This is a genomic window from Pseudomonas sp. NPDC087598 (assembly GCF_044743525.1).
Lineage (GTDB): Bacteria > Pseudomonadota > Gammaproteobacteria > Pseudomonadales > Pseudomonadaceae > Aquipseudomonas.
Genome location: NZ_JBIUWQ010000057.1, coordinates 16,387 through 41,535 on the forward strand (window position 1 = coordinate 16,387; position 25,149 = coordinate 41,535).

The window sequence follows — 25,149 nt, forward strand, 5'->3', positions numbered from 1 at the left end:
GGCTACCGAAATCCATGGCGTGCCCAAGAGTGCCTTGGGTACGCCATGCTGTCCACTGGCCTGTATCGTTTAGCGCATCACGATGCCGCGTTTGGCCATGTAAGCCTTGGCTTCCTGCACGGTGTATTCGCCGAAGTGGAAAATACTCGCCGCCAACACTGCGCTGGCGTGGCCTTCGAGAATGCCGTCAGCCAGATGCTGCAGATTGCCGACACCGCCGGACGCGATCACCGGAATGCCCAGCGCATCGCTGATGGCGCGGGTCACGCCGAGATCGAAACCGTTCTTCATGCCGTCCTGATCCATGCTGGTTAGCAGGATTTCGCCGGCACCGAGGCCTTCCATTTTCTTCGCCCACTCGACCGCATCGAGGCCGGTCGGCTTGCGCCCACCGTGGGTGAAGATCTCCCAGCGCGGAGTTTCGCCCGGGCCGGAAACCTTCTTCGCGTCGATGGCGACGACGATGCATTGCGAGCCGAAATGCTGCGCCGCTTCGCCGACGAATTCCGGATTGAACACCGCGGCGGTGTTGATCGAAACCTTGTCCGCACCGGCATTGAGCAGATTGCGGATGTCCTGCACGGTGCGCACACCACCACCGACAGTCAGCGGGATGAACACCTGGCTGGCCATGCGCTCGACGGTATGCAGCGTGGTGTCGCGACCATCGACACTGGCGGTGATGTCGAGAAAGGTAATCTCGTCGGCACCCTGCTCGTCGTAGCGACGGGCGATTTCCACCGGGTCACCGGCGTCGCGGATGTTTTCGAATTTCACACCTTTGACGACCCGGCCGTTGTCCACGTCCAGGCAAGGGATGATGCGTTTGGCCAGCGCCATGGTCAGTCCTCAGCCTTGGTACGAGTCGCAGAAAGCTTGCGCTTCGGCGACGTCGAGAGTGCCTTCGTAGATCGCCCGGCCAGTGATCGCACCGATGATGCCTGGCGCCTTGGCGTCGAGCAGCGACTTGATGTCACCCAGATTGTGGATACCGCCGGAAGCGATCACCGGAATCTTCGTTGCAGCGGCCAGCGCAGCGGTGAACGGTACGTTGCAGCCCTGCATCATGCCGTCTTTGGCGATGTCGGTATAAACGATCGAGGACACGCCATCGGCTTCAAACTGTTTGGCCAGGTCGATGACCTGCACGGTGCTGATTTCAGCCCAGCCATCGGTGGCGACAAAACCGTCTTTGGCATCCAGACCGACGATGATCTTGCCCGGGAATGCGCGGCAGGCTTCAGCGACGAACGCCGGATCTTTCACGGCTTTGGTGCCGATGATCACGTAGCTCACACCCGCCTTGACGTAGTGCTCGATGGTTTCCAGCGAACGGATGCCACCACCGATCTGGATCGGCAGAGTCGGGTAGCGCTTGGCAATCGCCGTAACCACTTCACCGTTGACCGGCTGACCTTCAAAAGCGCCGTTCAGATCGACCAGATGCAGACGACGGCAACCGCCTTCCACCCACTTGGCAGCCATGCTCACCGGGTCATCGGAGAACACCGTGGAATCTTCCATGCGGCCCTGGCGCAGACGTACGCAGGCACCGTCTTTAAGATCGATAGCGGGAATAATCAGCATCGGGCAAACCTTCAAATTTGAATGTTAAGCTTGGCTCGTAAATCAGTTTTTCTCGAGCGCCCACAGGTCGCTTTCGATGCTTTCAAACCGCTCTTTGAGGTGGGTCTGCACATCGAAAATCGCCCTGTTGTAATAGTGCGGAGCAATTTCGCGGGTAAACAGCTCAAGAATTTCCGCCGCTTCAAACGATCCGAGGTCGAGTTCGAAACGTTCCTCCATGAAGCGTTTGATCTTGTGATTGGCCTCGCTCTCCTGCTCGGGAGTAAGGGTCAGGATCGGCGGTTTCTTCTTGATAGCCATTTACCAGCGACCGTCCCACGCAGCGAAGTTCTGCAGCAATTGCAGACCATGGGTATGGCTCTTCTCCGGGTGGAATTGCACGGCAAATCGCGAGCCTTCGGCCAGCGCCGCCGCGAAATCGACGCCGTAATGACCGCCACCCACCACCTGCCGCGCATTGGCCGCAGCGATGTAGTAGCTGTGCACGAAGTAGAAACGCGCCATGTCCGGAATGTCATGCCACAGCGGGTGGCTGACTTTCTGCTTCACCTCATTCCAGCCCATGTGCGGGACTTTCAGGTGCTCGCCGTCTTCATGCAGGTCTTTGCCAAAGAACTTCACCGCGCCCGGGAACAGGCCGATGCAGTCGACACCGTCGTTCTCTTCGCTGGTGTCGAGCAAGGCTTGCATGCCGACACAGATACCGAGGAACGGACGATCCTGGCTGACTTCACGCACCAGCGAGTCGAAACCCAGACGACGGATTTCCGCCATGCAATCGCGAATCGCGCCGACGCCCGGGAAGACCACGCGGTCGGCTTCGCGGATGACATCTGCATCGCTGGTGATCAGCACCTTGCCGGCACCGACGTGTTCCAGAGCCTTGGCCACCGAGTGCAGGTTGCCCATGCCGTAATCGATAACTGCAACCGTCTGCATTACAGAACGCCTTTGGTCGATGGCATTTGCCCGGCCATGCGCTCATCCAGCTCCACAGCCATGCGCAGTGCGCGGCCGAAAGCCTTGAACACGGTTTCGATCTGGTGGTGAGTGTTGGTGCCGCGCAGGTTGTCGATGTGCAGGCTGACCAGCGCGTGGTTGACGAAGCCCTGGAAGAACTCCTGGAACAGGTCAACGTCGAAGCCGCCGACGGTGGCGCGGGTGTACGGCACGTGCATCTGCAGGCCTGGACGACCGGAGAAATCGATCACCACACGCGACAGCGCTTCATCGAGCGGCACGTAGGCGTGGCCGTAGCGACGGATGCCTTTTTTGTCGCCGATGGCTTTGGCGAAGGCCTGGCCGAGAGTGATACCAACGTCTTCCACCGTATGGTGGTCGTCGATATGCAGATCGCCCTTGCATTCAATATCCAGGTCGATCAACCCGTGACGGGCGATCTGATCCAGCATGTGCTCAAGAAAAGGAACACCGATCTCGAATCGGGCCTTTCCGGTGCCATCACGGTTGATCGAGGCTTGGATCTGGGTTTCCAGAGGGTCTCGCTCGACAGAAGCCTTACGGTCGGCCATCACCAGCTCCGCAAAATCATTGGGCGAAAAAGGCAGCCATTATAGGCACGCGGGGCCGAAACAGAAACACGAGACGTGATATGGCAGACGGATAGAACCCCCGGCTGTCGCGGGTAGACATGTCCATACAAGCCATTTCGGTCACCCCGAAACAACTGCAGGAGTGAGCCTGCTCGCGATGAGGGCCTCACAGTCAACATTTCTGTGACGGTCAGACCGCTATCGCGAGCAGGCTCACTCCTACAGGGATATTGCGTTTTTACTTAGTGAAACAGTACTGCCGTCTTCTGCAGGGTCACCCACACACCCCACGCCAACGGAATACCCACCACCAGCCACGCAGCCACCGCCAGCGGCTTGCTGCCCGGCGCGGCTTTCCACTCCAGCACGGTGGTCGCGTCAGCACCTTTGTCATGACCCAGCGCCTGTTCGGCCGCCAGTTCGGCGTCGGTCATGAAGTACTTGTCAGCCACCGGGCGTACCAGCATGTTGCAGAGGAAACCCAGCACCAGCAGGCCAGCGAGGATGTACAGGGTGATGTCGTAAGCGGCAGCGCGTTCCACGCCGATGCTCAACTGATACTCACGCAGGTAGTTCACCAGCACCGGACCCAGTACGCCAGCCGCCGCCCACGCCGTCAGCAGACGACCGTGGATCGCACCGACCATTTGCGTACCGAACAGGTCGGCCAGGTAAGCCGGAACCGTCGCAAAACCACCGCCGTACATCGACAGGATGATGCAGAACGCCGCCACGAACAGCGCAACGTTGCCCAGATGACCAAGGTTCGGGATCAGTGCATACAGAGCAAAACCCAGGGCAAAGAACACGAAGTAGGTATTTTTGCGGCCCAGGTAGTCCGAGAAAGACGCCCAGAAGAACCGGCCACCGATGTTGAACAGGCTCAACAGACCGGTGAAACCGGCCGCAATCGCGGCAATCGACGCCAATTGCCCGGCATCCAGCTGACCGAACGGCACGTCAACGCCCAGCAGTTTGCCGCCGAATACTTCCTGCAGCAGTGGCGAAGCCATGCCGAGGATGCCGATACCGGCCGACACGTTCAGGCACAGCACCAGCCAGACCAGACGGAATTGCGGAGTTTTCCACGCCACATTCACGTGCACGTGACGGTGAGTGATCATCGAGTTCGAAGCTTTTTTCGCCGGAGCGGTCCAGCCTTCAGGCTTCCAACCCGTTGGCGGTACGCGATAAGACAGTGCGCCGCCGATCATGAACACGAAATAGATCGCGGCCATCACCAGGAAGCTCTGCCATACACCAACGCTGGTTGGCGAAGCGAAGTGGCCCATCAGCGCTGCGGCCAACGGTGCACCGACCATCGCGCCGCCGCCGAAGCCCATGATTGCCATGCCAGTGGCCATGCCGCGCTTGTCCGGGAACCACTTGATCAGGGTCGACACCGGCGAGATATAGCCCAGGCCCAGACCGATACCACCGATCACGCCGGAGCCGATCCACATCAGCCAGATCTGGTGGGTATAAATGCCCAGCGCCGAGATCAGCAGACCGCCACACCAGCACAGCGCCGAGACGACACCGGCCTTGCGTGGACCGGCGTGTTCGAGCCAGCCACCCCAGATCGCTGCCGAGCAGCCGAGGAAGATGAAGAACAAGGTGTAGATCCAGCCGAGCATCGAAATCGGCCAGTCGCATTGCGACGAGAACACCTGTGCGATGAAGCTCATGTCCGGTGCGCAAGCCACGGGAGCGGTAATGCCCAGCGCCTTGGACAGCGGCAACCAGAACACCGAGAAACCGTAGGCCATGCCGATGCACAGGTGAATGGCCAGAGCGGCCGGTGGTACCAGCCAGCGGTTGAAACCGGGCTTGGCGATGATGCGTTCCTTTGACAGGAACGCAGGCTGGTCGGCTTTGAGGCCGTCCGCCGTAATGCTCGTGCTCATTGTGTATCCCCCAATTATTAGTATGGTTCGCCAGCCACTGTTCACCCTCGGCCTTTATGCACGCAGGCATGACCGTTTTTCAGGTGAAGCTCCTTGAAGGCGCGACGTTAAGTCGCAGAAGGACGGACGAACCGGCGAAGGTTACCATTTGCACGTGACAGAAAAACCAAACTGATATCACCTTTTTCATGTCATCTGATCTTCTTCACCGGTAGGAGCTGCGGAACGCTGCGATCTTTTGATCCTGCTTCTTACAGTCAACATCAAAAGATCGCAGCCTTCGCCAGCTCCTACGCAGGGCATTTCCTACGGAGCCACCATGCCAGTCATCGTTCAGACGCTAGAAGACGCCAGTTATCAGGATCAGCAGGATTTGCAGAAGATTTACCGCGATGCGCCCGATTGGCTGTTCGCGCCGTTCTCCGGGGAAGCCGAGCTGATCGAAAGCGCGCTGGCTGACGGCAGTTTTATTGCTGGACGTTTCAATGACCGACTGCTCGGCGCCGCACGCCTGACAAGGCACCACGACGTTTGGCATTTGTCCCATTTATGCGTGCGAAAGGTCACCAGACGCCGGGGTGTTGCCGAGCGGCTGGTGAACCAAGCGCAGAAAATGGCGTCGCAAGCGGGTGCAGAACTGCGCCTGCTGGCACCTGCCGGGCATCTTGAAGCCCAGGCAATCGCCGCGAAATTGCAGGTGCCACTGGCAGTGCAGGCAACATGACTTCACCCCGGACCGGGCCATTGCAGCGCTATACTCCCCGGCTAAATTACGAATTCGACTAACTACAAGGACTCGCCCATGAAAGCGTTCGGCAAAATCCTGGGTCTGGTACTTCTCGGGCTGTTGCTGATCATTGTGGCGGCAGGCTTTGCCCTGACCCACCTCTTCGATCCCAACGATTACAAAGACGAGATCCGCCAGATAGCCCGCGACAAGGCCCACATCGAGCTGACGCTCAATGGCGATATCGGCTGGAGCCTGTTCCCGTGGCTCGGCCTGGAATTGCACGAGGCCAGTGTCGCCACGCTGGTCAAACCTGCCGAACCGTTTGCCGATTTGCAGATGCTCGGCCTGTCCGTGCGTGTGCTGCCGCTGCTGCGCCGCGAAGTGCAGATGAGCGACGTCCGCGTCGAAGGCCTGAACCTGCGCCTGAACCGTGACAAGGACGGTCATGGCAACTGGGAAGACATCGGCAAGGTCCCCGCTCCGGCTGGCGCAACGCCGCCGGCTGCGGCCGGCGAACCGGTCAGCGAAACCACCGCCGCCGTGGAAAAACCACCACAACCGATCCGGCTCGACATCGACAGCCTGACTGTCAACAACGCTCGCGTTGAATACAACGACGAGAAGACCGGCAAGCAGTTCAGCGCCGAGAGCATTCAGTTGAGCACCGGCCCGGTGCACGATTCGACCAATATCCCGGTAAAAGCCACGGCATTCCTCGGCACCAATCAGCCGGTTCTGCGCGTGCGCACCGAGCTCACAGGCGAGCTGCGCATCGAGCGCGCCCTGCAACGCTACAAGTTCGAAGATCTGAAACTGTCCGGCGAACTGGCTGGCGATCCGTTGCAAGGCAAGACCATGACCTTCTCCGCGCAGGGCCAGTTGCTGCTGGATAAAGCGGCGAACGTCGCCGAATGGACAGGCATCAAGATATCCGCCAACCAGTTGCGCGCCTTGGGCGAACTGAAAGCCAACGATCTCGACAAGACTCCGCAGATCACTGGCGGCCTCTCGATCGCCCAGTTCGATCTGGCGAAATTCGTCGACAGCATCGGCCAGAAACTTCCGGCCATGGCCGAAGGCAGCCTGAGCAAGGTCGAACTGGTCAGCCGCATTGCCGCCACGCCAACCAGCGTTGCCTTCGACAACATCAACCTGAAACTCGACGACAGCAGCTTCAGCGGCCGCATCGCCGTCGAAGACTTCGCCAAACAATCGCTGCGGGCGATCCTCAAGGCAGACACCTTCAACGTCGACCGCTACCTGCCGCCGAAATCAGAAAAAGCCACCAGCGCCACGCAAGTGCGTCAGGCCGAGGTCGCCAGCACCGAAGCCGATGCCATGGCCGGCGCAGGTTCCACGCCGCTGCCGGACAAGCCGAGCAAAAGCGCCTGGAGCACTGATCGCCTCCTGCCAGTTGAACGCCTGGCCAAACTCGACGTGGATGCCGACCTGACTTTCGGCCAGTTGACCCTCGACAAACTGCCGATCCAGAACGCCGCACTCAAAGCCACCGGCCAGGGCGGCCTGCTGACCCTCAGCAACCTGAGCGGCGATCTGTACAACGGCAACTTCGAGGCCAAAGGCACCCTCGACGTACGCCAAAGCACGCCAGTACTGAACCTGCAGACGAAGATCAACCGCGTTCCGGCGGAAAAAATCCTCGAAAGCCAGGGCAAGAATCCGCCGGTCAAAGGCCTGGTGACCCTCACCAGTAACGTCACCGGCAGCGGCAACAGCCAACAGGCACTGATCGAAACCCTCAACGGCAACGCCAGTTTCGTGATCAACAACGGCGTGTTGCTCAACGCCAACCTTGAACAGCAACTGTGCAAAGGCATCGCCACGCTCAACCGCAAAACCCTCAGCGGCGAGCCACGGGGCAAGGACACGCCGTTCCAGGAACTCAAGGGCAACCTGACCTTCCGTAACGGCATCGCCAGCAACCCAGACCTGAAAGTGCGCATCCCGGGCATGACCGTCAACGGTGACGGCGATATCGACCTGCGCGTGCTGGGCATGGACTATCGCGTCGGCATCATCGTCGAAGGCGACACCAGCGCCATGCCGGACCCGGCCTGTCAGGTCGGCGAAAAATTCGTCGGCATCGAGTGGCCGCTGCGCTGCCGTGGCCCGCTGGAACTGGGTGCCAAGGCCTGCCGTGTCGATAACGATCGTCTTGGTCAGGTCGCGACCAAACTGGCCGGTGACAAGCTCAGCGAAAAAATCGACGAGAAACTTGGCGACAAGGTCAGTCCGGAATTGAAAAACGCATTGAAGGGGCTGTTCAAGCGATGAGAGCGGAGCAGTTTTCAGAGGCGGTGCTGGAGTGGTTCGACCGCCACGGCCGCCACGATTTGCCTTGGCAGCAAGACATCAATCCGTATCGGGTCTGGGTGTCGGAGATCATGTTGCAACAGACGCAAGTCAGCACTGTGCTCAACTATTTCGACCGCTTCATGGCCGCGCTGCCGACGGTCGAAGCGCTGGCCGAAACGCCGGAAGACGAAGTGCTGCACCTGTGGACAGGCCTCGGTTACTACACCCGCGCGCGCAATTTGCAGAAGACCGCGAAAATCGTCGTCAGCCAGTACGGTGGCGAGTTTCCGCGTGACGTCGAAAAGCTCACCGATCTGCCGGGCATTGGCCTGTCCACCGCTGGCGCCATCGCCAGTATCAGCATGGGCCTGCGCGCGCCGATCCTCGACGGCAACGTCAAACGCGTTCTGGCGCGCTTTACCGCGCAAGAGGGCTACCCCGGCGAGCCGAAGGTCGCCAAACAGCTATGGGCCAACGCTGAGCGCTTTACGCCGCATGATCGGGTCAACGCCTACACCCAGGCGATGATGGATCTCGGCGCCACACTCTGCACACGCAGCAAACCGAGTTGCCTGCTGTGTCCGCTGGAGCGTGGCTGCGAAGCGCACATGCTCGGCCTGGAGACTCGCTACCCGATTCCAAAACCGCGCAAAGCCATTCCGCAGAAGCGCACGCTGATGCCGATGCTCGCCAATGCCGAAGGCGCGATTCTGCTTTATCGCCGCCCGTCGACGGGCCTGTGGGGCGGTTTGTGGAGCCTGCCGGAACTCGACGACCTCGACGACCTGCAACATCTCGCCGATCAGCACTCGCTGACGATGGGCGAGCAGCAGGCGCTGCCGAGCCTTGTCCACACGTTCAGCCATTTCCAGCTGTCCATCGAACCCTGGCTGGTTCAGGTGCAGGAGGCCAGCCATCACGTGGCCGAGGCCGACTGGCTCTGGTATAACCTCGCCACCCCGCCGCGCCTGGGCCTCGCCGCCCCGGTCAAAACCTTGCTCGAACGCGCGGCCGCTGTCTTGAATGCAGGAGAGTCACCATGACCCGCACCATCATGTGCCGTAAGTACAAAGAAGAATTGCCCGCTCTGGAACGCGCTCCTTTCCCGGGCGCAAAAGGTCAGGATATTTTTGATCACGTCTCGGCCAAGGCCTGGGCCGACTGGCAGAAACACCAGACCCTGCTGATCAACGAAAAACGCCTGAACATGATGAACGCCGAAGATCGCAAATATCTTCAGGGCGAGATGGACAAGTACTTCTCCGGCGAGGATTACGCCAAGGCCGAAGGCTACGTTCCGCCTGCCGAGTAAACCCGCAAAATCGGGGCTCGGATCGTAAGCGACGGAATTAATTTAAGAAATTTTAAAAAAGTCGTTGACGTAAATCCGAAAAACCCTTTTAATGCGCCCCGTTGCCCAGATAGCTCAGTCGGTAGAGCAGGGGATTGAAAATCCCCGTGTCGGCGGTTCGATTCCGTCTCTGGGCACCAAATACCGAAAACCCTGAATCGCAAGATTCAGGGTTTTTTTATGCCTGCGATTTGATCACGCACTATTCCCGGCCCTCGAAATAGCAGATACCCCCTCTCTCCCGGACAGCACTAACAAGCCCCTCCCACGTCCGACGCATAGAAGCCTAATTGCCTACAAACGCGGGTAACCGGATCGTCCTGATTCTGTCGAATCTGTCGGAGCGGTCCGTACGCTTTGGCAGAAAGCACCGACATACATCCACTAACGAATTGAGCAGAATCGACTCGATAGCTCCGGGATCCCCTGAAGCAGATAGACGACATGGATGTAGCCAATGACTGATGCCGTCACAGCAGACGCCGGAACCGCCGGAACTTGTACGGATCAAGAAATCAGAACATTCAGCTTTAATTATCGACAGTCAACGTTGCTTCACGGGTTCGCCGAGGATTTAGCTGGCATCGGCGGGCCACAGGCATCTGGCGCCAAGTACAAAGCGTCACTGGCTGCTGCCGAACTGACGCTCTCTTTGTCGAATGACCAATGCCAATTGCTCAGTGCTTACTCCTGCGGTCTTTTTTCCGCACTGATCTTTGAAGGAATGCAGAGAATCACCGACGTCAATCCTCCCGATGAATTGCCAGACCTGCAGTCTCTGGAGCTTCGTCACGACGTCCTTTGTCTGGCTGCCCGAAATCAGATCCTGCTAAAACTGGTGGATAACGATGCTTTCGCCTATGACATCGACAACGAAGGAAAACTTATTCGATTGGTCGCTAATTTCAAAGGCGGAGGACTCAACAAAATAAGTGCAGAGCCGGAACTCAATGAACTGAGTTCCCATTCCGGTCTAGCTCTTGGGCCGCATACAGAAGCGCCTTACTGGTGCACCGTTAATGCGAAAGGTGAGCACTCGCCCTCTCCGTCGTCGCTCATACTTTCAGCCCTGTGGAATCCGGATCGAGAACCTACCCGTGTCATTCCGCTGCATCCCGTTCTCGCAAAAATTGGCGTCCCCCATTGCCTCGCATTAACCACGGATAACTTTCAGTTCACTCGGAGCGACTCGTTTGCCAGTGGCAAAGGGAAAGATGGTCGCAATGTTTCGATTCTGGAGTTTGATGACAAGGTAGGGCTTGCAGTCCGCTTCAACTCGTATCGCTTTTCAGTCAGTAACGATGTCTCGCCCATTGTAAAAGCTGCTTACACCGCCCTTTGCAAAGGTGTAGAAGATGCAACCCCATCTGCGTATGTGCTGACTCAGGAGTCGGCCATGGTCATCAACAACATCAGAGCTCTTCACTGTCGTGATGTTGTCAAAGACAACAGACGAGTTCTGGTTCGCATTTTCGGGCTTTCAAAGTATTCGTCCGCAATAGTTCTTTCAGACGATCCGCTCGTGCTGCAAGGCTAAACACCCGGCATTCCGGTTGCTGAACAAAGCACATGTCTTTACCGATCAATAATTAGAAAGAGGAATTCAAATGTCCTGGGACCTAATCGGCATGCTGGCGCTCGTCGCTTTTTGCGCTGGTTTTTTTGATGCTATTGCCGGAGGTGGTGGGTTGATCACTTTACCCGCCCTGTTTCTAGCAGGTGTAGATCCGATCAGTGCTATCGCGACGAACAAGTTCCAGGCAGCTTCGGCAACTATTTCAGCGACGGTGACCTTTGCTCGCAAAGGATTGATCGAGTGGCGCGAAAGCCGCTTCCTGGTTATTTGTGGATTTATTGGCGGTGCCAGCGGTGCCTTGCTGGTCAGCTCTGTTGATAAGCGTTATCTGGAAGTCTGCGTTCCGATCATGCTTATTCTTGTGGCCGCGTATTTTGCTCTGTCTCCAAAACTGGCCGATGGAGGTCGCCGCAAGAAAATCAGCATTTTGCTTTTCTCATTTACCGTTGCGCCAATTCTGGGCTTTTACGACGGAATCTTTGGTCCGGGTGTGGGTTCTTTCTTTATTGTCGGCTTTGTATTGCTCTGCGGTCTGGGCATGATGCGAGCAATGAGTTTTACCAAGCTCGCTAACGCATCGTGCAACCTCGGCTCACTGGCGGTCTTCATCACCAAAGGCGTAATTATCTGGCCTGTAGCAATAGCCATGGCTGCCGCAGCCTTTGTCGGCGCACAACTCGGTGCACGAGCAGCCGTACGCGTCGGCCCACGGTTGATCAAACCCATGTTGATCGTTGTCTGCTGTGCCTTGGCTATCAAGCTACTGAGCGTAGAGACCAATCCATTACGCGTTGCAATCATCCAGACACTGGCATTGTCGTGAACATCTGTCGAAAACCCTGAATCGCAAGATTCAGGGTCTTTTTATGCCTGCGATTTGATCACGCCTCCCCCGCCCCTCTTTTTCTCAATACGCCCAACCCCGGGTGTACTGGAAAAAACCCGAAATCTGTATCTCTCCCCATGTAGGAAATTTCGCCAGTATTTCTTCAAGCCTTGGCGAGCCAATGACTGGCTCTACTTTGCGCCCCGCAACACTCTCGACCCTTGGGTCGTCAGAGCGCAAAACCTGATTTTTTGAATAGATCGGCGTTCACCGCAAGGTCACTTCCTGTCCAGCTAAAAAATCTAAAAACCAAACAGGCGAACTGCATTTACTGCTTTTCAAACATTCCAGGATGAGTGCTGGCGCCCCCCGTGCGCCCGGCAAAAGAGCGAAACGGACGACGTATGATCAAGCAACTTATCAATGAAGATAGTTACGTACAGATTGGAGAACTTTGCAGTGCAAGGATCCAACTGAAAATCGAAGGACTGAATCCTGCCGGATCGATCAAGCTCAAAACCGCACACGCGCTGATTACCGATCTGGAAAACCAGGGGCGGATTTCCCATAAGACGCGCCTGGTCGAGTCTTCATCGGGAAATCTGGGGGTTGCGCTGGCCATGGTCTGCGCCGCCAAGGGTTACAAGTTTGTCTGTGTGATTGACCCGAACATTTCTGCGCCGAACAGGAAGCTCATGCAGGCACTCGGCGCCGAGATGATCATGGTTGATCAGCGTGACGAAAATGGCGGCTACCTTAATTCGCGTATTCGTTTGATTGAGCAGTTGGTCGCGGAGAACCCGGACTACATCTGGCTCAATCAGTACAAGAATCCGACCAATCCCCTCGCCCACTATCAAGCGACCGCCAAGTCCATCGCCCACAAGTTTCCCCATGTCGATTACCTGTTTGTCGGCGCCGGCACCACCGGCACGCTGATGGGCTGCAAGAACTACTTCGCAGAATATCATCCACAAACCAAAGTCATCGCCGTCGATACCGTGGGCTCGGTCACGTTCGGCCTGCCGGGTGGCACGCGACATATTCCGGGCCTGGGTACCAGCCGTCTGCCGGAGATTTTCGAGGCGTCCGGGATTCACGACTTCCTGTCGATCCCAGAGGAACAGACGATCAAGGTCTGCCGTTGGTTGGCGCAACGCTACGGTCTGCTTTTCGGCGGTTCCACCGGCACCGTCCTCGCGGGCATCCAGCAATGGGCGCCGCACATCCGTCCCGACGACGTCGTCGTGGCGATATCGCCTGACATGGGTGAGCGCTACCTCGAAACCATCTATTCCGACGACTGGGTCACCCAGCGTATCGGCGCATCGGCGTTGCAACCCCTTTTCCCAGAAATCGCTCTGGCACTTTCGGCGTAATCCCCATGACCACACAGAACCCGATTCAACCGTTCCACGTCATTCCCGGCGCAGTCGTCAAGGACATCCTCAACGGCCTTCGTCAGGAAGCCATCGAGATCGTCGCACAGACTTACCTGACCCACGAGCGTGGCGAAACCGTTAACCCTGATAGTTACTTCCTGCGCTTTCCCGCAGAACCAGCGAACCGGATCATTGCGCTGCCGGCGGCCATCGTCGATAGCGAGGGTGATCAGTCCGTTTCCGGGATCAAGTGGATTGCCAGTTATCCCGACAACATCAAGTCGGGCATCCCGCGCGCCTCGGCAGTGCTGATCCTTAACGATCCGGAGACCGGTTACCCCTATTCGTTGCTGGAAGGTGCGCTGATCAGTGCCGTGCGCACGGCCGCCTCGGCGGTGCTCGGCGCCTGGTGGCTGAATGGCCAACGCAAAAGCGCACCAAGACTTTCGATCATTGGTGGCGGGGTGATTTCGCGGAACATTCTTGAGACGTTTATCGCCGACGACTGGTCGTTCGACAGCGTGGGGATTCACGATCTCAACGCCGAATCTGCTCAAGCGCTGGCGACGTTCGGCAAACAACTCGGGGTTCCGGATGTGCAGCTGTTGTCGCTGCAAGATGCACTCACCGCCGACATCGTGGTGTTCGCCACCAGCGCCGGCGAACCTTACGTCAAAGGCAACGGTACATTCCGGCCGGGGCAGATCGTGCTGAACATCTCGCTGCGGGATATCGGCGCAGAAATCATCGAAGAAAGTTACAACTACTTCGACGATGTGACCCATTGCCTGAAGGCCAATACCTCGCCGCATCTGGCCGAGCAGCAGTACGGTCATCGCGACTTCGTCACTGGCACGGTGGCGCAATTGATTCGCGGCGATCTGCAAGTTGCCACAGACAAACCGCTGATCTATTCGCCATTCGGCATGGGCATCCTCGATCTGGCGATTGGCCGGATGATCCACGACATCGCCGTCAAGGATGGCTCGGCGGTCGCCATCCCCTCCTTCTTCGGGGAGGAGCGCAGATGGTGACGGCGCCTTTGCACATCGGCCTGGTGGGCTGCGGTTCGCGCGGGCTGTCGATTTTCGAACGCCTGCTGAGCCTCGCCGAGGAGCGCCCGGAGCAACCGGTTGTCATCGATATTTTCGAGCCCAATGCATTCGGTAGCGGCGCGCACTGGCCGGATCAACCGGATTACCTGCTGCTCAATACTGTCGCCGGTCAGCTCGGGGTATTCCCCGACGCGGCGGCGTTCGGGAACCTGGTGGGTGCGCGGGAAAGACCGGGGGCGGACTTCCTGACGTGGTGCCGTGAGCAGCACATCAAGGTCGATCCAGACAGCGGCTTGCTCGCCGCCGATGGCCGCGATGTCGAGGCGCAGGACTTCCTGCCCCGTCATCTGCTCGGCGCTTATCTGGCGGATGCCTTTGCACAAATCCTCGCCACCGCGCCGAGCTGGGTCAGCGTGAATCTGCACCAGCAAGCTGTCACGGCGGTCGAGAGCAATGCGGCTCGGCAGTACGTTCTGCACACCGCATCAGGCGAGGCAGTGACGGTGGATCGGCTGATCCTGACGGTCGGCCATACCGGTCGCCTGCGCCTGGCTGATCGCAACCGCATCGAGGACGTCTATCCGCTGCCTGGCAGTCTCGACACCATCGAGCCCGGCGAAACCGTGCTGATTGAAGGGCTGGGCCTCGGCGCGATGGACACTCTGGCGGCGCTCACTTCTGGCCGGGGCGGTCACTACAAGCGCATGGCCGACGCCAGCCACGCTTATCAACCGTCAGGTCGCGAGCCGGTGATCTTTATCCAGTCGCGGGACGGCCTGCCTTTCCGCACACGTCCCAACGGCTTGATCGAGTGCCCCCGCCACCAAGCTGTGCTGCTCACCAGTGCGCGCATCGAATCCTTGCGAGCCAATTCACAGAACCGGCAGCTGGATTTCGAGCAGGACATCCTGCCGTTGATGCTGCTGGAGATGCGTGCGGCGGCCGTCGCCGTCCTGCATGAAAACCCAACACAGGTGCTTGAGCAACTCAGGAGCGTCAGTGTCGCCGGGCCTGCTGGTGTTGTCGCCTGCGAGGCCTTGCTGCGCGATTACGAAGCCACCGGCGGCGCAATCAATCCGCAGGCGTTGATCTGGCATGCACTGCCGGACAACGTCACACCGCACAACTATCACGCCTGGATCTACGACACGCTCGAAGCCGACTTGCACGAGTCGCGGCTGGGCCGTGGTGAGTCGGCGATCAAAGCGGCGATCGAAGTCTGGCGCGATCTGCGCGACCGACTGCGTGAAGCGGTCGACTTCGACGGGCTGACCGACGCCTCGCACCGGCAGTTCTACGGTCGTTGGCACAAGGCGATCAACCGCCTCGTCGCCGGCCCGCAAAAAGAGCGCCACGCCGACCTGCTCGCCCTGTGTGATGCCGGCCTGCTGACATTCCTCAAGCCGGGCTCTCGACCAGCGATAGACAACTACAAGCGTGTCGCCGGCTATGTCCAGAGCAGCGGCGTGACCAACAGCGACTGCGCGCCGGTACGCGATCTCGCACGCCTCGGGCTGATCCGCCCGCGTACCGACGTGCCGGGCATCGACGGCATCGATGTCGACGCGGCGTGTCATCCGAAGTCGAGTGCAGGCGAACCCGTGCGCAACCTCTGGGTACTTGGCCCGCTCGCCGAAGGTTCTTGCTACTACAACCACTACGTCACGTCGGCGGGTGCGCCCTCGCGCCTGTTCATGGACGCCCATCGAGCAGCCACTGCAATTCTTGAGGCAGGTACTCCAGCATGAAACTTTTCTACCAGACGCATTCACCCTACGCCCGCAAAGTGCTGGTGCTTGCCCACGAACTCGGGATCGCTTCGAGCCTGGAAGTCATCCACCACGAGACCAGCCCGACGTCGCCGAACGAGGTCATCTACAAGGCCAACCCGTTGGGCAAGGTGCCGGTGCTGATCCTCCCCGACGATAGCGCGCTGTTCGATTCCATCGTGATTTGCGAGTACCTCGACGATCTGAGCAACGGCCCGAGATTCATTCCAGCCAGCGGCCCCGAGCGCTACAAGGCCCTGCGTCTGCAGGCCCTGGCGCAGGGCATGTGCGATGTCGGCATCAAGCTGCGCTGGGAAGTCGAGCGTCGTCCGCAGGCCTTGCGCTATCCGGCCTACGCCGAGGGCCAGGCGTTCAAACTCAAAGAGGCTTATCGCTTTATTGAAGAGCATGTCGACCTCAATGGTCCGATCACCCTTGGCCACATCGCCCTGGCGACCGCGCTCGACTGGATCGCCTTTCGCCAGCTATCGGACTTTTCCGCTCAGACACGCCTGACCGAGTGGTATCAGACTTTTTGTGAGCGTCCGTCCATGCGGGCGACCGAGTACAGCGGGCAGACTCACGATTAAGTTAAGGAAAACTGTGTATGAGCTCTCTCTTGTTGCAAATGTCACCGATCGCGCTGGTGATCGCGCTGATCCTGATCGTCCGCCGGCCGCCGGTTCAAGCCGCGCTGGCAGGGGTGGTGCTGGTGCTGGTGCTGTGGGCACTGGGCGCTGCCGGACCGGTGTCGGCGGCGATCAGCTCGGCTATCTTTCAGGACACCACGATCCTGTTTCTCAGCACCGCGTGCGTGATCGTGCCGGGGCTGGCCTTCGTCATCCTGGTCGAGCGCGGTGGCGCGCCGCAGGCCATTGGCGCTTGGGTCAAGGAGCTGGGCTGGACACCGCCGGCGCAAGTCATCTTCATCGTGCTTGGTTTGGCGCCGCTGCTTGAAGCGATGACCGGTTTCGGCGTCTCGCTGATCGCCACGGTGCCGTTGTTGATGGGCCTGTTCACGCGTCAGTCGGGGATGAAAATCGCCCTGGCGGGCATGGTCATCATGCCGTGGGGCACCTTGGGCCTGGCCACGGTAATCGGCGCGCTGCTGGCGCACCTGCCGGCAGAAACCCTCGGCAGCCATTCGGCGCTGATCAGTGCGCCGGTGTTCCTCTGCCTCGCCGCGATCGCCATGTGGCAGGGCGGCATCCGCTCGGTTTCACCGTGGATCGGACTGGTCGTGATAACGGCGCTGTTCGTTGCGGTGCTGTTCTCCATCAACCTGTGGATCGGCCCGGAAGTGTCCGGGGTGCTGGCGGGTCTTGCCGTGGCCGGCGTAGGCCTGGGCATTTCTTACGCGCAACGGAAAAAACTGGTGCGCTGGCCGAACGCGGCGTGGCCTTATCTGGCCTTGCTGGGGGTGATCGTGGCATCGCGCGGCTTGTTTGTTCTGTCAGGCTGGGATGCGCTGTGGATCGTCAAAGGCGAGCACGTTTCGTGGAAGCCATTGGCATCCCCGGGGCTGGCGCTGCTGATCGTCACCCTGCTGATGGCGATCAAACAAAGCGCTGCAACGGGTTTCCCGTGGCGTGCACTGTTCAACCGGGCGAAGTTTCCGGTCACGACGATTTTCCTGTTTCTGCTGCTGTCCCAAGTGATGGTTAACGCCGGATTCCTGGTTGAGGCACAGCGCACGCTGCAATCGTTGTCGGGGATTTCCCTGGCGCCGACCATCGCGTTGCTGGCGGGTATCGCCGGTTATGTCACCGGCTCCAATGTCGGCGGCAACACCCTCGTCATGCCGTCCATTGCGGCACTGAGCAGCGAACACGGGGCCTGGCTGGCGGCAATGGTCAACAGTGCCGCCGGACACGGGGCGCTGGGGTCGCTGTCGATTCTGTCGCTGATCATCGGGCTGGCGGGCGCCAACCGGCAGGAAGAAAACAACCTGATTCGATTCGCCTTCGGACTGGTTGCCCTCAACATCGTCATAGTTGCTGCAACGGGAATCGTTTTGCTCTACTTTCTCTGAATTGTTTCGAGACATAACAGAGAACTTATGGACAGGTTTGATTTACCGGACAAGCGCTGGCGGATAGTCAAGGACTGGATTATTCGTCAGATCGACAGTGGTGAGTGGGCAGCCTCGGCAAAACTGCCCTCGATCCGCACCCTGGCGAGAATGTTTGAAACCAGCATCACCACCGTGCAGCGCGCGCTGGCGGATCTGGAAGCCGATGCTTATGTCTCGACCCAACCCCGCGTCGGCTATTTCGTTTCGGCCTCGGGGCAGGCAAAAGCCGCCAGCGGTTTCGATTTCTCCAGTGTCACCGTCAACGTCAATCATGCTGTGGTGGCGATGCTCTCCGAGGCGGCTTCGCGCACCACCGCCTCATTGAATTCAGCTGTCCTGCACAGCGATCTCACACCCAATGTGCTGCTCAACAAATGCCTTTCGGTGCTGGCCGGCAAGGCTGACAACTCGCTGACCGGTCTGGTCGCCCCGCCGGGTTTGCCAGCACTGCGACGACGCATCGCCGGGCTGATGCTGACGCGCGGCGTGGTCTGCGGGCCGGACGATATTCTGGTGACGTCGGGCGACACGATTGCCCTGGAGCTGGCCCTCGAAGCCGTTGCATCGCGAGGCGCTACGGTCGCCATCGAAACCCCGACCTACTACGGCATCCTGCAGACCATCGAACGACTGGGCATGCGCGCCCTGCCGATCCGCACCCACGGCAAACTGGGCCTCGACGTCGATCACCTCGAAGAAGCGCTGAAGCTGAAAAAGGTCTCGGTGATCTTTCTCAACCCAACCCTGCAAAATCCCCGTGGTTTCATCATGCCCGATGAAACCCGTGCCCGACTTTCACAGATGGCCCGCGAAGCGGACGTGCCGATTATCGAGGACGACATCTTCTTCGATCTGGTACCGGAAACCGAACGCCCGCGCGCGATCAAGAGCTACGACACCACCGGGCAGACGATTTATTGCTCGTCATTCTCCAAGACTATCGCCCCCGGCTATCGCGTTGGCTGGTGTCTGGCCGGCAAGTACCGCAACGCAATTCTGGCGCAAATGTTTTCGCGCAATCTGGCGGTGTCCAGCCTTGCGCAAAATGTCCTCAACGAATTCATCGGGCGCGGTTACATGGATGAGCACTGCGCCAGACTCAGGTCGCAATTGTCATCGCTGGCAAGCTTTGTCGAGGGGCTGGTGCGCACGGACTTCCCTGTGGGAACCGTTTATGTGCCACCGCGTGGCGGATTCATTCACTGGATCGAAATGCCCGCGTACACGGATATGCCGACCCTGCAAGCGTTGGCCACCGAGCGTGGATGCCACGTGGCCGGCAGCGGGATTTTCTTCGCCGACGGGCAGGCGACTACGGGCGTGCGCATTTGCTTGGGTACAGCGCTGACCCCGGGCGTGATCGAGATCCTGAAAGTGATTGCCGAGTGCGCGCACCTCGCCGGGCGACCGGCGCCTGTGCCACAGACACTGATTGAGCGACAGGAAGAACCGGCGGTTTCCTGACCGCGAAAGGACGTTCGCAGAGCCAACTCATGAACCAGAAAAGAACCCGCATCCCCCTGCCCCATCCGCCGCCGTATCGCCAAAGCCGCCTGTCGATGTGCCTGACGATTCTGTTCAGCGTGCTTCTGGTATGTCTCGGCGGGATGCTCTGCTACCTGATATTCGATGGGTTGGTACAGGGCTCCATCACCATGATCACCCGTGGCGGCCCGGCCAGAACCTATACCCTCGCCGCCCAACCGCGCCTGTATTGGTTCCAGATTGTCTGGCACGGATGCTTCGCTCTGCTGTTACTGGCCGCAGGGCCGGGATGGTACTGGGTCAATCGTATATCCCGGCCTGCAACCCAGCCAAAGCGCAAAACCAAAACCCGCTAGCTGTTGTCGTTCCAGTGGAACACCAGATTGCGTGCAGCACCGCCGCCAACATCCGTAACATCCTGTCGTGTCTCGCCTTTGCGCGTGGCCACGACGGTATATTTGCCGGGAGGCAGTTGCACGTAAACCAGTGGGCCCGTCTGACTCAGCGTCAGCACGGTTTGCCCCGTCTTTTGAATCGTCACATCGACGTCGGCGGTGTACTCGTCTTGCGCGCCGACCGCAAACGTCATGTGCAGGTTGTAACCGCTGGATTGCTGAATGGCTTTCGCCTCATCTTCTCCGATCCCGCCGGCCAGATATCGGGTGCCGTTTTGTTGTTGCTGCTGGACTTGTACACCTGCACTGTCGATCGGCTCAAGACTGGCGGCCTGCAGCATCACCGGAAACAACAGGGCGGCGACTGCGGCGACGGATAGCACGAATGAAAGAACGCGTTTCATGATGGTGACTCCCGGGCTCTCGTGGAACCCAACCGTTACCCTTCATTGGATATGATGCAGACAGGTCGCGTTTTAGAATGATTTGAACTTGGGCTGTGTACGAAACGGACTACAGACCGAAGCCACCGAAAGCACCCTTTCCCAGCAACGTCCTGCAACACCGATCCTGTCTTCCTGCTGACTTCACAGGCTCGCCTGACATCCTTGGCCAGCGACTGTTGGCATGCTTGTGTTCCTGTTTCCAATGACGTGGAAGACCTGATGAGCAAGCTTGAACCTGCCGACATAAAAGATCCGAAAATCGATTCATTGCTGGGGGAGCTTGGCGAGTTGATTCGTCAGGCACAGAAAAAAGTTTCAATACTCAATGGCAATGAGCAACTGTTCGCCGGTAGTTACAAAACGGTGCTGCCAAGCGTGGAAGAACTACGAGCGGAGTTGCAAAAAGAGCAGGCACTGATCGAGGAGCGCTTGCTCACCGAGGCCACAGAATAAGCGCTGCGGATTGTCCCCTGGATGCGCCGGGACTATTGTTGGCAGCTACCCGCGAAGATCGAGCGCCATGAGTTCTCACGACACGCCTGAATTGGAAAGTGTGCAGCGCAAGCCATCAACGACAGCTGAGATGCAGGGTGAAGCCTTCAAGGAAACCACTGCCGACGGTTTTATCCTTGGCGGTTTCACCTGGCGACATGCCCTGCCCGATATTCAGCGCCCGATAGTGACCATCAATGCCGCCACTTCCGTGCGCTGCCGTCATTACTCGCGTTTCGCGGCCTATCTGTTCGCCAATGGTTTCGACGTTATTACCTATGACTACCGTGGCATCGGCGAATCGCGCCCCGATTCAATGAAAGATTTGCGCGCCTCATGGACCGATTGGGGCGCACTGGATTTTGAGGCAATGCTCAAACGCGCGCAGCGGGAGTTTCCCGGTCAGCCAATCGATGTGATCGGGCATAGCTTTGGTGGTTGTGCGGCAGGCCTCGGTGAGTCCGGTCAGATTATCCGACGGCTGGTCACCGTTGGCGCACAGTTCGCCTATTGGCGCGATTACGCGCCCGAACATCGCTGGCGCATGTTCGGCAAATGGCACCTGCTGATGCCGTTAGTGACGCTGCTCTGCGGCTATTTCCCCGGTAAGCGCCTCGGCTGGCTGGAGGATACGCCGGCTGGCGTTGTGCGCGACTGGAGCACGCCTGCCCCGCGTTTCGAACGGCGCCCAAGCGGTCGCGCACTCATGGAAAAAAGCGGAGCCCTGCCCTTCGACAAAGTCCGCGCACAAACCCTGGCGATCAGCATCAGCGACGATCCCTACGGCACAATCCCGGCCATCGAACGCCTGCTCGCCTACTTCAGCAATGCCCCGAAAACCCACCTGCGCATCGAACCGCAGGACATCGGCGAGCAACAAGTCGGACATTTCGCCTTTTTTCGCAGCGCATACCAAGCCACACTATGGCCCATCGCTCTGACCTGGCTGCAAACCGCTGAATTAGCCCCCGACACCCCCGGGCGGCAAATTCCGCGCAGCTGAGCCCATCCAACGCACCACGGAACAACACCATGGCCTCCGCCAACAAGCAGCAAAAACGCGCCGCCCGGGCCAAGACCAAGGCCAAGCAAAACCGTACCAAACGCGCTGAGGCGCCGGTAGAACTGGACCCGAACGATGACCGCATCGACTTCGAATCGGTGGACCTGACCGAGTTGTTCAAGAAAATGATCGACGCCGAGAAGATCAGCCAGCAAGCCCTGTGCACGGCGTTCCTCGAAGACCCGCTGCTGGAATTGGTCTATGAACAGGAAGGTGAAGAAGGCGCGATGGACTTCATCCTCGCGGCGCTAATCGAGTACCGCCAGTGGTCGAAAGAAACCGACGAGGCCGGCGCATTGGCGTGGATCGAATCGCCGGCCTTTCAGGCCGACTATGTAGCAGCGTCCGATGCGATCGCTGCGCAAACCCAACAGAAGAACTGAGCTCCCATGGCATCCCTGAACAAGCAACAGAAACGCGCCAAACGCGCCAAGGCCAAAGCCAAGCAAATCCGTATGGTCGGCCGCAAACCTCTGGATCAGGACGAAGACCTCGACCACCTCGCCGAGCCGATCCCGGAGTACACCCTGGCGATGTTCAGCAAAATGCGCGACGCCGAAGCCATCAGCCGCAACGAAATGCTGCTGACGCTGCTGCGTGAACTGGCGTTCATCATTGTTGACCATCCAGACCTGCTGGACATGGAAAACGCCGACAACGAAGGCATGGCCGCCACCCACTTGGCCGCCGACATGTTGATCGACTACCGCATGTGGGCCGACGGCATGGACATCGAAACCGCCCAGGCCTGGCTGAGCGAGCCACAGTTCATCACCGACTTCGGGGTTGCGCTGGATACTTACGGCAAGTCGGTGGAAGATACCGAACCCAAAGCCGAGTAATTTTTTGCGCCTCACGTCCACGCACGATCAGGAAAAGGAAGTCAGATGAAGACAACAGACTCGTGCAAGGGTGAGCAAATTCCGAAGGCAGAAGACACAGCAGCCATCTTCGAAAGCGAACCTGTTAAATCTCTCAAGCAAACAACTTGGGATGAATGGTTCGACGGAGAGAAATGCAGCCCAGACTTCATGCTCTCGCGAGAGCAAAGCTGATCCGGATCTGAAGCGCAGATATTTCGCCACCGGTAGCACAAACAAAAACGGCCGCTCGTCATCACTGACAGCGGCCGTTTTGCATTACGCGTTACGGATCAGTTCAACACCACCGCACCACGTTTTTCAAGCTTGCGACGACGCGCCACCAACAGACCGGCAGCCACCACCATCAGGCTCAGCAGGCCAGTTGCGAGGATCTCCACGCGGTGGGCTTCCTGGAACAGCATGATGGTCAGGGCCGCGACGATGAAGATGATCACCGCGTAGGTCAGGCCCGGGAACAGCCACATGCTGAAGACGATTGTCTCGCCACGCGCCACGCGTTGTTTACGCATGCGCAGTTGCGAGAACGCGATCACCAGGTACACCAGCAGCGCGATGGCGCCGGAGCTGGCCAGCAGGAACTCGAACACGGCGGCCGGGGCCACGTAGTTGGCGAACGTGCAGAGGAACGCAGCACCGGTCGACAGCATCACCGCCCAGTAAGGCGTGCCGCTTTTGTTGACGCGAGTCGCCATGGCCGGTGCATCGCCGCGCTTGCCGAGGGAAAAGAGCATGCGCGACGAGGTGTACAGCGCCGAGTTCAGGCAACTGGTCACCGCGACCAGCACCACGATGTCGACGATCATCTTGGCGTTAGGAATGCCCATGCGCTCAAGCACGGTCTGGTAGGACCCGAGGTTGGCCAGCGTAGGATCGTTCCATGGCACTAGCGCAACAACGATGAAGATCGACACGAGGTAGAACAAGCCGATCCGCCAGATCACCGAGTTGGTGGCCTTGGAGATTTGCTTGCCCGGGTTCTTCGATTCCGCGGCCGCAATGGTCACGATCTCGGTACCCATGAACGAGAACATCGTGGTCAGGATCGCGCCCAGCACCGCGCCCATGCCGTTCGGCAGGAAGCCACCCGTGTCGAACAGGTGCGAAACACCGCTGACCTGACTGTTCGGCAGGTAGCCGAAGATCGCCGCCAGACCGAGAATAATGAAGCCGATGATTGCCAGGACTTTGATCAGGGCAAACCAGAATTCGAACTCGCCGTAATTCTTCACACTGAACAGGTTGGTCACGGTCAGCAACATGGTGATGATCAGTGCGAACGCCCAGATCCCCACGCTTGGGAACCACGCGTGCAGGATGGTCGCAGCGGCGTTGGCTTCCAGTGGAATCACCAAGACCCAGAACCACCAGTACAACCAGCCGATGGTGAACCCGGCCCAGTGCCCGATGGCACGGTCGGCGTAAGTCGAGAACGAGCCGGTGTCCGGCGAGGCAACTGCCATTTCGCCCAACATGCGCATCACCAGTACCACCAGGGTGCCGGCGGCAGCGTAGGCCAGCAGCACGGCAGGGCCGGCGGCAGCGATGGCGTGGCCGGAGCCAACAAACAAACCGGCGCCGATCACACCGGCGATCGACAACATGGTCACATGACGCGGTTTGAGCCCTTGTTCAAGGCCATTGGAGCTTGAGGTACTGCTCATCGAAACTACCTTTGCGAGGAAAGCGATTGCGTCCGTCTCGTCTGGTTTTCCTTCTCGTAAAAAGAAACCAACGGGGCGTTCCAAATTCTGCACGCAATAATTGCGCCAAAATATTTCAAACTCTTCTGGCCTGCGGTCTCCAGCCGGACCGGACAGTCATCGCAAGTCCTTGAGATTAATGGCAATTCGCCAGAACGTTACCCTGCGACTCACTTTCAAGACGAATCAGCGCACCAGAAACACACTGAAAAAGTGTGGGATGCACAATAAAAGGGCGATTCAGGAACGATCAGCCGGATAGCGCTTCCAACACCCCGCCAAAGCTGGCAACATCGCGCCTTTTTTTACGCGACACCCGCGGGATTGCCCGTTCAAACACCCGTTCGGTTGTTGATGGGGCGACAGTCTACTGTGCCGATGCGACAACCTGCCACACGCCACCCGATTACCGCTCCCAGCGCTGTTGGCTGCCATTGAAACGCTATGCTAGCTTGGCCGCCTCGCCAGGAAGGCCAACCAACAGCAGGAGCGCAACATATATGAGGAACGCACATGGCTGAGGCCACGCCCGCGCTTGAAATCCGCAACTTGCACAAA

Annotated in this window: 25 protein-coding genes, 1 tRNA gene and 1 pseudogene; 19 read left to right on the forward strand and 8 right to left on the reverse strand. The window is 58.9% G+C overall.

Annotated elements, in window-relative coordinates; translation table 11 throughout:
* Nucleotides 1–69: 69 nt before the first annotated feature.
* The 6 genes from hisF to ACIOWE_RS24260 form a co-directional block, all read right to left on the reverse strand.
* The gene (gene hisF, locus ACIOWE_RS24235; RefSeq protein WP_007909211.1) at nt 70–840 is read right to left on the reverse strand and encodes an imidazole glycerol phosphate synthase subunit HisF; all 771 of its coding nucleotides are present in this window, start codon (nt 838–840) and stop codon (nt 70–72) included.
* 9 nt (nt 841–849) lie between these two features.
* A complete protein-coding gene (gene hisA / locus ACIOWE_RS24240) occupies nt 850–1,587 on the reverse strand; it encodes a 1-(5-phosphoribosyl)-5-[(5-phosphoribosylamino)methylideneamino]imidazole-4-carboxamide isomerase (protein WP_003220753.1) in 738 nt (245 codons plus the stop codon).
* 42 nt (nt 1,588–1,629) lie between these two features.
* Entirely contained in the window at nt 1,630–1,887 is a 258-nt protein-coding gene (locus tag ACIOWE_RS24245; protein ID WP_401396719.1) for a DUF2164 domain-containing protein, read from the reverse strand.
* On the reverse strand, nt 1,888–2,526 hold the full coding sequence (gene hisH, locus ACIOWE_RS24250; protein ID WP_401396722.1) for an imidazole glycerol phosphate synthase subunit HisH: 639 nt from the start codon (nt 2,524–2,526) through the stop codon (nt 1,888–1,890).
* On the reverse strand, nt 2,526–3,119 hold the full coding sequence (gene hisB / locus ACIOWE_RS24255; protein WP_401396725.1) for an imidazoleglycerol-phosphate dehydratase HisB: 594 nt from the start codon (nt 3,117–3,119) through the stop codon (nt 2,526–2,528). Before hisB ends, hisH begins: the two co-directional genes overlap by 1 nt.
* Before the next feature lie 263 nt (nt 3,120–3,382).
* Entirely contained in the window at nt 3,383–5,047 is a 1,665-nt protein-coding gene (locus tag ACIOWE_RS24260; protein ID WP_166218467.1) for an OFA family MFS transporter, read from the reverse strand.
* A gap of 319 nt (nt 5,048–5,366) precedes the next feature.
* On the opposite strand from ACIOWE_RS24260, the gene ACIOWE_RS24265 reads away from it, so the two are divergent.
* From ACIOWE_RS24265 to ACIOWE_RS24330, 14 genes are all read left to right on the forward strand, one after another.
* Nucleotides 5,367–5,771, forward strand: a complete 405-nt coding sequence (locus ACIOWE_RS24265; RefSeq protein WP_401396728.1) for an acetyl-CoA sensor PanZ family protein — start codon at nt 5,367–5,369, stop codon at nt 5,769–5,771.
* Nucleotides 5,772–5,849: 78 nt separating this feature from the next.
* Nucleotides 5,850–8,072: an AsmA family protein gene (locus tag ACIOWE_RS24270; protein ID WP_401396731.1), complete on the forward strand. Its 2,223-nt coding sequence runs from the start codon at nt 5,850–5,852 to the stop codon at nt 8,070–8,072.
* Nucleotides 8,069–9,136 (forward strand): A/G-specific adenine glycosylase, encoded by a 1,068-nt coding sequence (mutY, locus tag ACIOWE_RS24275; RefSeq protein ID WP_401396734.1) that lies wholly within the window; start codon nt 8,069–8,071, stop codon nt 9,134–9,136. The genes ACIOWE_RS24270 and mutY overlap by 4 nt, the downstream gene beginning before the upstream one ends.
* A complete protein-coding gene (locus tag ACIOWE_RS24280) occupies nt 9,133–9,405 on the forward strand; it encodes an oxidative damage protection protein (RefSeq protein ID WP_003220737.1) in 273 nt (90 codons plus the stop codon). The genes mutY and ACIOWE_RS24280 overlap by 4 nt, the downstream gene beginning before the upstream one ends.
* A 103-nt stretch (nt 9,406–9,508) precedes the next feature.
* Nucleotides 9,509–9,584: transfer RNA gene (locus tag ACIOWE_RS24285), tRNA-Phe, on the forward strand.
* A gap of 317 nt (nt 9,585–9,901) precedes the next feature.
* Nucleotides 9,902–10,981: a hypothetical protein gene (locus ACIOWE_RS24290; RefSeq protein ID WP_401396737.1), complete on the forward strand. Its 1,080-nt coding sequence runs from the start codon at nt 9,902–9,904 to the stop codon at nt 10,979–10,981.
* 70 nt (nt 10,982–11,051) lie between these two features.
* Nucleotides 11,052–11,843 (forward strand): TSUP family transporter, encoded by a 792-nt coding sequence (locus tag ACIOWE_RS24295; RefSeq protein ID WP_401396740.1) that lies wholly within the window; start codon nt 11,052–11,054, stop codon nt 11,841–11,843.
* A gap of 407 nt (nt 11,844–12,250) precedes the next feature.
* On the forward strand, nt 12,251–13,225 hold the full coding sequence (gene sbnA, locus ACIOWE_RS24300; RefSeq protein ID WP_401396743.1) for a 2,3-diaminopropionate biosynthesis protein SbnA: 975 nt from the start codon (nt 12,251–12,253) through the stop codon (nt 13,223–13,225).
* A 5-nt stretch (nt 13,226–13,230) separates the two neighbouring features.
* Nucleotides 13,231–14,262 carry a 2,3-diaminopropionate biosynthesis protein SbnB gene (gene sbnB / locus ACIOWE_RS24305; protein ID WP_401396746.1) on the forward strand — a complete coding sequence of 344 codons (1,032 nt, stop codon included), beginning with the start codon at nt 13,231–13,233 and terminating at the stop codon, nt 14,260–14,262.
* Nucleotides 14,256–16,031 carry an FAD/NAD(P)-binding protein gene (locus ACIOWE_RS24310; protein WP_401396749.1) on the forward strand — a complete coding sequence of 592 codons (1,776 nt, stop codon included), beginning with the start codon at nt 14,256–14,258 and terminating at the stop codon, nt 16,029–16,031. The genes sbnB and ACIOWE_RS24310 overlap by 7 nt, the downstream gene beginning before the upstream one ends.
* Nucleotides 16,028–16,642, forward strand: coding sequence for a glutathione S-transferase family protein (locus ACIOWE_RS24315; RefSeq protein ID WP_401396751.1), 615 nt, complete (start codon nt 16,028–16,030; stop codon nt 16,640–16,642). The genes ACIOWE_RS24310 and ACIOWE_RS24315 overlap by 4 nt, the downstream gene beginning before the upstream one ends.
* 17 nt (nt 16,643–16,659) lie before the next feature.
* Nucleotides 16,660–18,084: an L-lactate permease gene (locus tag ACIOWE_RS24320; protein ID WP_401396754.1), complete on the forward strand. Its 1,425-nt coding sequence runs from the start codon at nt 16,660–16,662 to the stop codon at nt 18,082–18,084.
* Nucleotides 18,085–18,111: 27 nt separating this feature from the next.
* A complete protein-coding gene (locus ACIOWE_RS24325; protein ID WP_401396757.1) occupies nt 18,112–19,590 on the forward strand; it encodes a PLP-dependent aminotransferase family protein in 1,479 nt (492 codons plus the stop codon).
* A gap of 29 nt (nt 19,591–19,619) precedes the next feature.
* Nucleotides 19,620–19,967, forward strand: coding sequence for a hypothetical protein (locus ACIOWE_RS24330; RefSeq protein WP_201231984.1), 348 nt, complete (start codon nt 19,620–19,622; stop codon nt 19,965–19,967).
* Here the strand turns inward: ACIOWE_RS24330 and ACIOWE_RS24335 are convergent.
* On the reverse strand, nt 19,964–20,410 hold the full coding sequence (locus ACIOWE_RS24335; RefSeq protein ID WP_401396760.1) for a carboxypeptidase regulatory-like domain-containing protein: 447 nt from the start codon (nt 20,408–20,410) through the stop codon (nt 19,964–19,966). The genes ACIOWE_RS24330 and ACIOWE_RS24335 overlap by 4 nt on opposite strands.
* Nucleotides 20,411–20,761: 351 nt before the next feature.
* On the opposite strand from ACIOWE_RS24335, the pseudogene ACIOWE_RS24340 reads away from it, so the two are divergent.
* The 5 genes and pseudogenes from ACIOWE_RS24340 to ACIOWE_RS24360 all read left to right on the forward strand — a co-directional run.
* Nucleotides 20,762–20,905 (forward strand): annotated as a pseudogene (locus tag ACIOWE_RS24340) (DUF1016 domain-containing protein); the annotation flags it as partial.
* Nucleotides 20,906–20,972: 67 nt separating this feature from the next.
* Entirely contained in the window at nt 20,973–21,947 is a 975-nt protein-coding gene (locus tag ACIOWE_RS24345; RefSeq protein ID WP_401396763.1) for an alpha/beta fold hydrolase, read from the forward strand.
* Between the two features lie 29 nt (nt 21,948–21,976).
* Nucleotides 21,977–22,390 carry a hypothetical protein gene (locus ACIOWE_RS24350; RefSeq protein ID WP_025110944.1) on the forward strand — a complete coding sequence of 138 codons (414 nt, stop codon included), beginning with the start codon at nt 21,977–21,979 and terminating at the stop codon, nt 22,388–22,390.
* A gap of 6 nt (nt 22,391–22,396) precedes the next feature.
* The gene (locus ACIOWE_RS24355; protein ID WP_401396766.1) at nt 22,397–22,849 is read left to right on the forward strand and encodes a hypothetical protein; all 453 of its coding nucleotides are present in this window, start codon (nt 22,397–22,399) and stop codon (nt 22,847–22,849) included.
* 45 nt (nt 22,850–22,894) lie between these two features.
* The gene (locus tag ACIOWE_RS24360) at nt 22,895–23,062 is read left to right on the forward strand and encodes a hypothetical protein (RefSeq protein ID WP_201231979.1); all 168 of its coding nucleotides are present in this window, start codon (nt 22,895–22,897) and stop codon (nt 23,060–23,062) included.
* A 98-nt stretch (nt 23,063–23,160) separates the two neighbouring features.
* On the opposite strand, the gene gabP is transcribed toward ACIOWE_RS24360, so the two are convergent.
* On the reverse strand, nt 23,161–24,552 hold the full coding sequence (gene gabP / locus ACIOWE_RS24365) for a GABA permease (protein WP_401396769.1): 1,392 nt from the start codon (nt 24,550–24,552) through the stop codon (nt 23,161–23,163).
* Nucleotides 24,553–25,149 lie beyond the last annotated feature (597 nt).

What these genes read in the sequence shown, in the direction of transcription:
- hisH (WP_401396722.1), bottom strand. Translation starts at nt 2,526, where the DNA reads ATGCAGACGGTTGCAGTTATCGATTACGGCATGGGCAACCTGCACTCG.
- ACIOWE_RS24345 (WP_401396763.1), top strand. Translation starts at nt 20,973, where the DNA reads ATGAGTTCTCACGACACGCCTGAATTGGAAAGTGTGCAGCGCAAGCCA.
- ACIOWE_RS24265 (WP_401396728.1), top strand. Translation starts at nt 5,367, where the DNA reads ATGCCAGTCATCGTTCAGACGCTAGAAGACGCCAGTTATCAGGATCAG.
- ACIOWE_RS24260 (WP_166218467.1), bottom strand. Translation starts at nt 5,047, where the DNA reads ATGAGCACGAGCATTACGGCGGACGGCCTCAAAGCCGACCAGCCTGCG.
- ACIOWE_RS24310 (WP_401396749.1), top strand. Translation starts at nt 14,256, where the DNA reads ATGGTGACGGCGCCTTTGCACATCGGCCTGGTGGGCTGCGGTTCGCGC.
- ACIOWE_RS24320 (WP_401396754.1), top strand. Translation starts at nt 16,660, where the DNA reads ATGAGCTCTCTCTTGTTGCAAATGTCACCGATCGCGCTGGTGATCGCG.
- ACIOWE_RS24280 (WP_003220737.1), top strand. Translation starts at nt 9,133, where the DNA reads ATGACCCGCACCATCATGTGCCGTAAGTACAAAGAAGAATTGCCCGCT.
- ACIOWE_RS24325 (WP_401396757.1), top strand. Translation starts at nt 18,112, where the DNA reads ATGGACAGGTTTGATTTACCGGACAAGCGCTGGCGGATAGTCAAGGAC.
- ACIOWE_RS24330 (WP_201231984.1), top strand. Translation starts at nt 19,620, where the DNA reads ATGAACCAGAAAAGAACCCGCATCCCCCTGCCCCATCCGCCGCCGTAT.
- ACIOWE_RS24295 (WP_401396740.1), top strand. Translation starts at nt 11,052, where the DNA reads ATGTCCTGGGACCTAATCGGCATGCTGGCGCTCGTCGCTTTTTGCGCT.
- sbnB (WP_401396746.1), top strand. Translation starts at nt 13,231, where the DNA reads ATGACCACACAGAACCCGATTCAACCGTTCCACGTCATTCCCGGCGCA.
- ACIOWE_RS24355 (WP_401396766.1), top strand. Translation starts at nt 22,397, where the DNA reads ATGGCATCCCTGAACAAGCAACAGAAACGCGCCAAACGCGCCAAGGCC.
- ACIOWE_RS24335 (WP_401396760.1), bottom strand. Translation starts at nt 20,410, where the DNA reads ATGAAACGCGTTCTTTCATTCGTGCTATCCGTCGCCGCAGTCGCCGCC.
- hisF (WP_007909211.1), bottom strand. Translation starts at nt 840, where the DNA reads ATGGCGCTGGCCAAACGCATCATCCCTTGCCTGGACGTGGACAACGGC.
- ACIOWE_RS24315 (WP_401396751.1), top strand. Translation starts at nt 16,028, where the DNA reads ATGAAACTTTTCTACCAGACGCATTCACCCTACGCCCGCAAAGTGCTG.
- ACIOWE_RS24290 (WP_401396737.1), top strand. Translation starts at nt 9,902, where the DNA reads ATGACTGATGCCGTCACAGCAGACGCCGGAACCGCCGGAACTTGTACG.
- ACIOWE_RS24270 (WP_401396731.1), top strand. Translation starts at nt 5,850, where the DNA reads ATGAAAGCGTTCGGCAAAATCCTGGGTCTGGTACTTCTCGGGCTGTTG.
- sbnA (WP_401396743.1), top strand. Translation starts at nt 12,251, where the DNA reads ATGATCAAGCAACTTATCAATGAAGATAGTTACGTACAGATTGGAGAA.
- hisB (WP_401396725.1), bottom strand. Translation starts at nt 3,119, where the DNA reads ATGGCCGACCGTAAGGCTTCTGTCGAGCGAGACCCTCTGGAAACCCAG.
- gabP (WP_401396769.1), bottom strand. Translation starts at nt 24,552, where the DNA reads ATGAGCAGTACCTCAAGCTCCAATGGCCTTGAACAAGGGCTCAAACCG.
- mutY (WP_401396734.1), top strand. Translation starts at nt 8,069, where the DNA reads ATGAGAGCGGAGCAGTTTTCAGAGGCGGTGCTGGAGTGGTTCGACCGC.
- ACIOWE_RS24360 (WP_201231979.1), top strand. Translation starts at nt 22,895, where the DNA reads ATGAAGACAACAGACTCGTGCAAGGGTGAGCAAATTCCGAAGGCAGAA.
- hisA (WP_003220753.1), bottom strand. Translation starts at nt 1,587, where the DNA reads ATGCTGATTATTCCCGCTATCGATCTTAAAGACGGTGCCTGCGTACGT.
- ACIOWE_RS24245 (WP_401396719.1), bottom strand. Translation starts at nt 1,887, where the DNA reads ATGGCTATCAAGAAGAAACCGCCGATCCTGACCCTTACTCCCGAGCAG.
- ACIOWE_RS24350 (WP_025110944.1), top strand. Translation starts at nt 21,977, where the DNA reads ATGGCCTCCGCCAACAAGCAGCAAAAACGCGCCGCCCGGGCCAAGACC.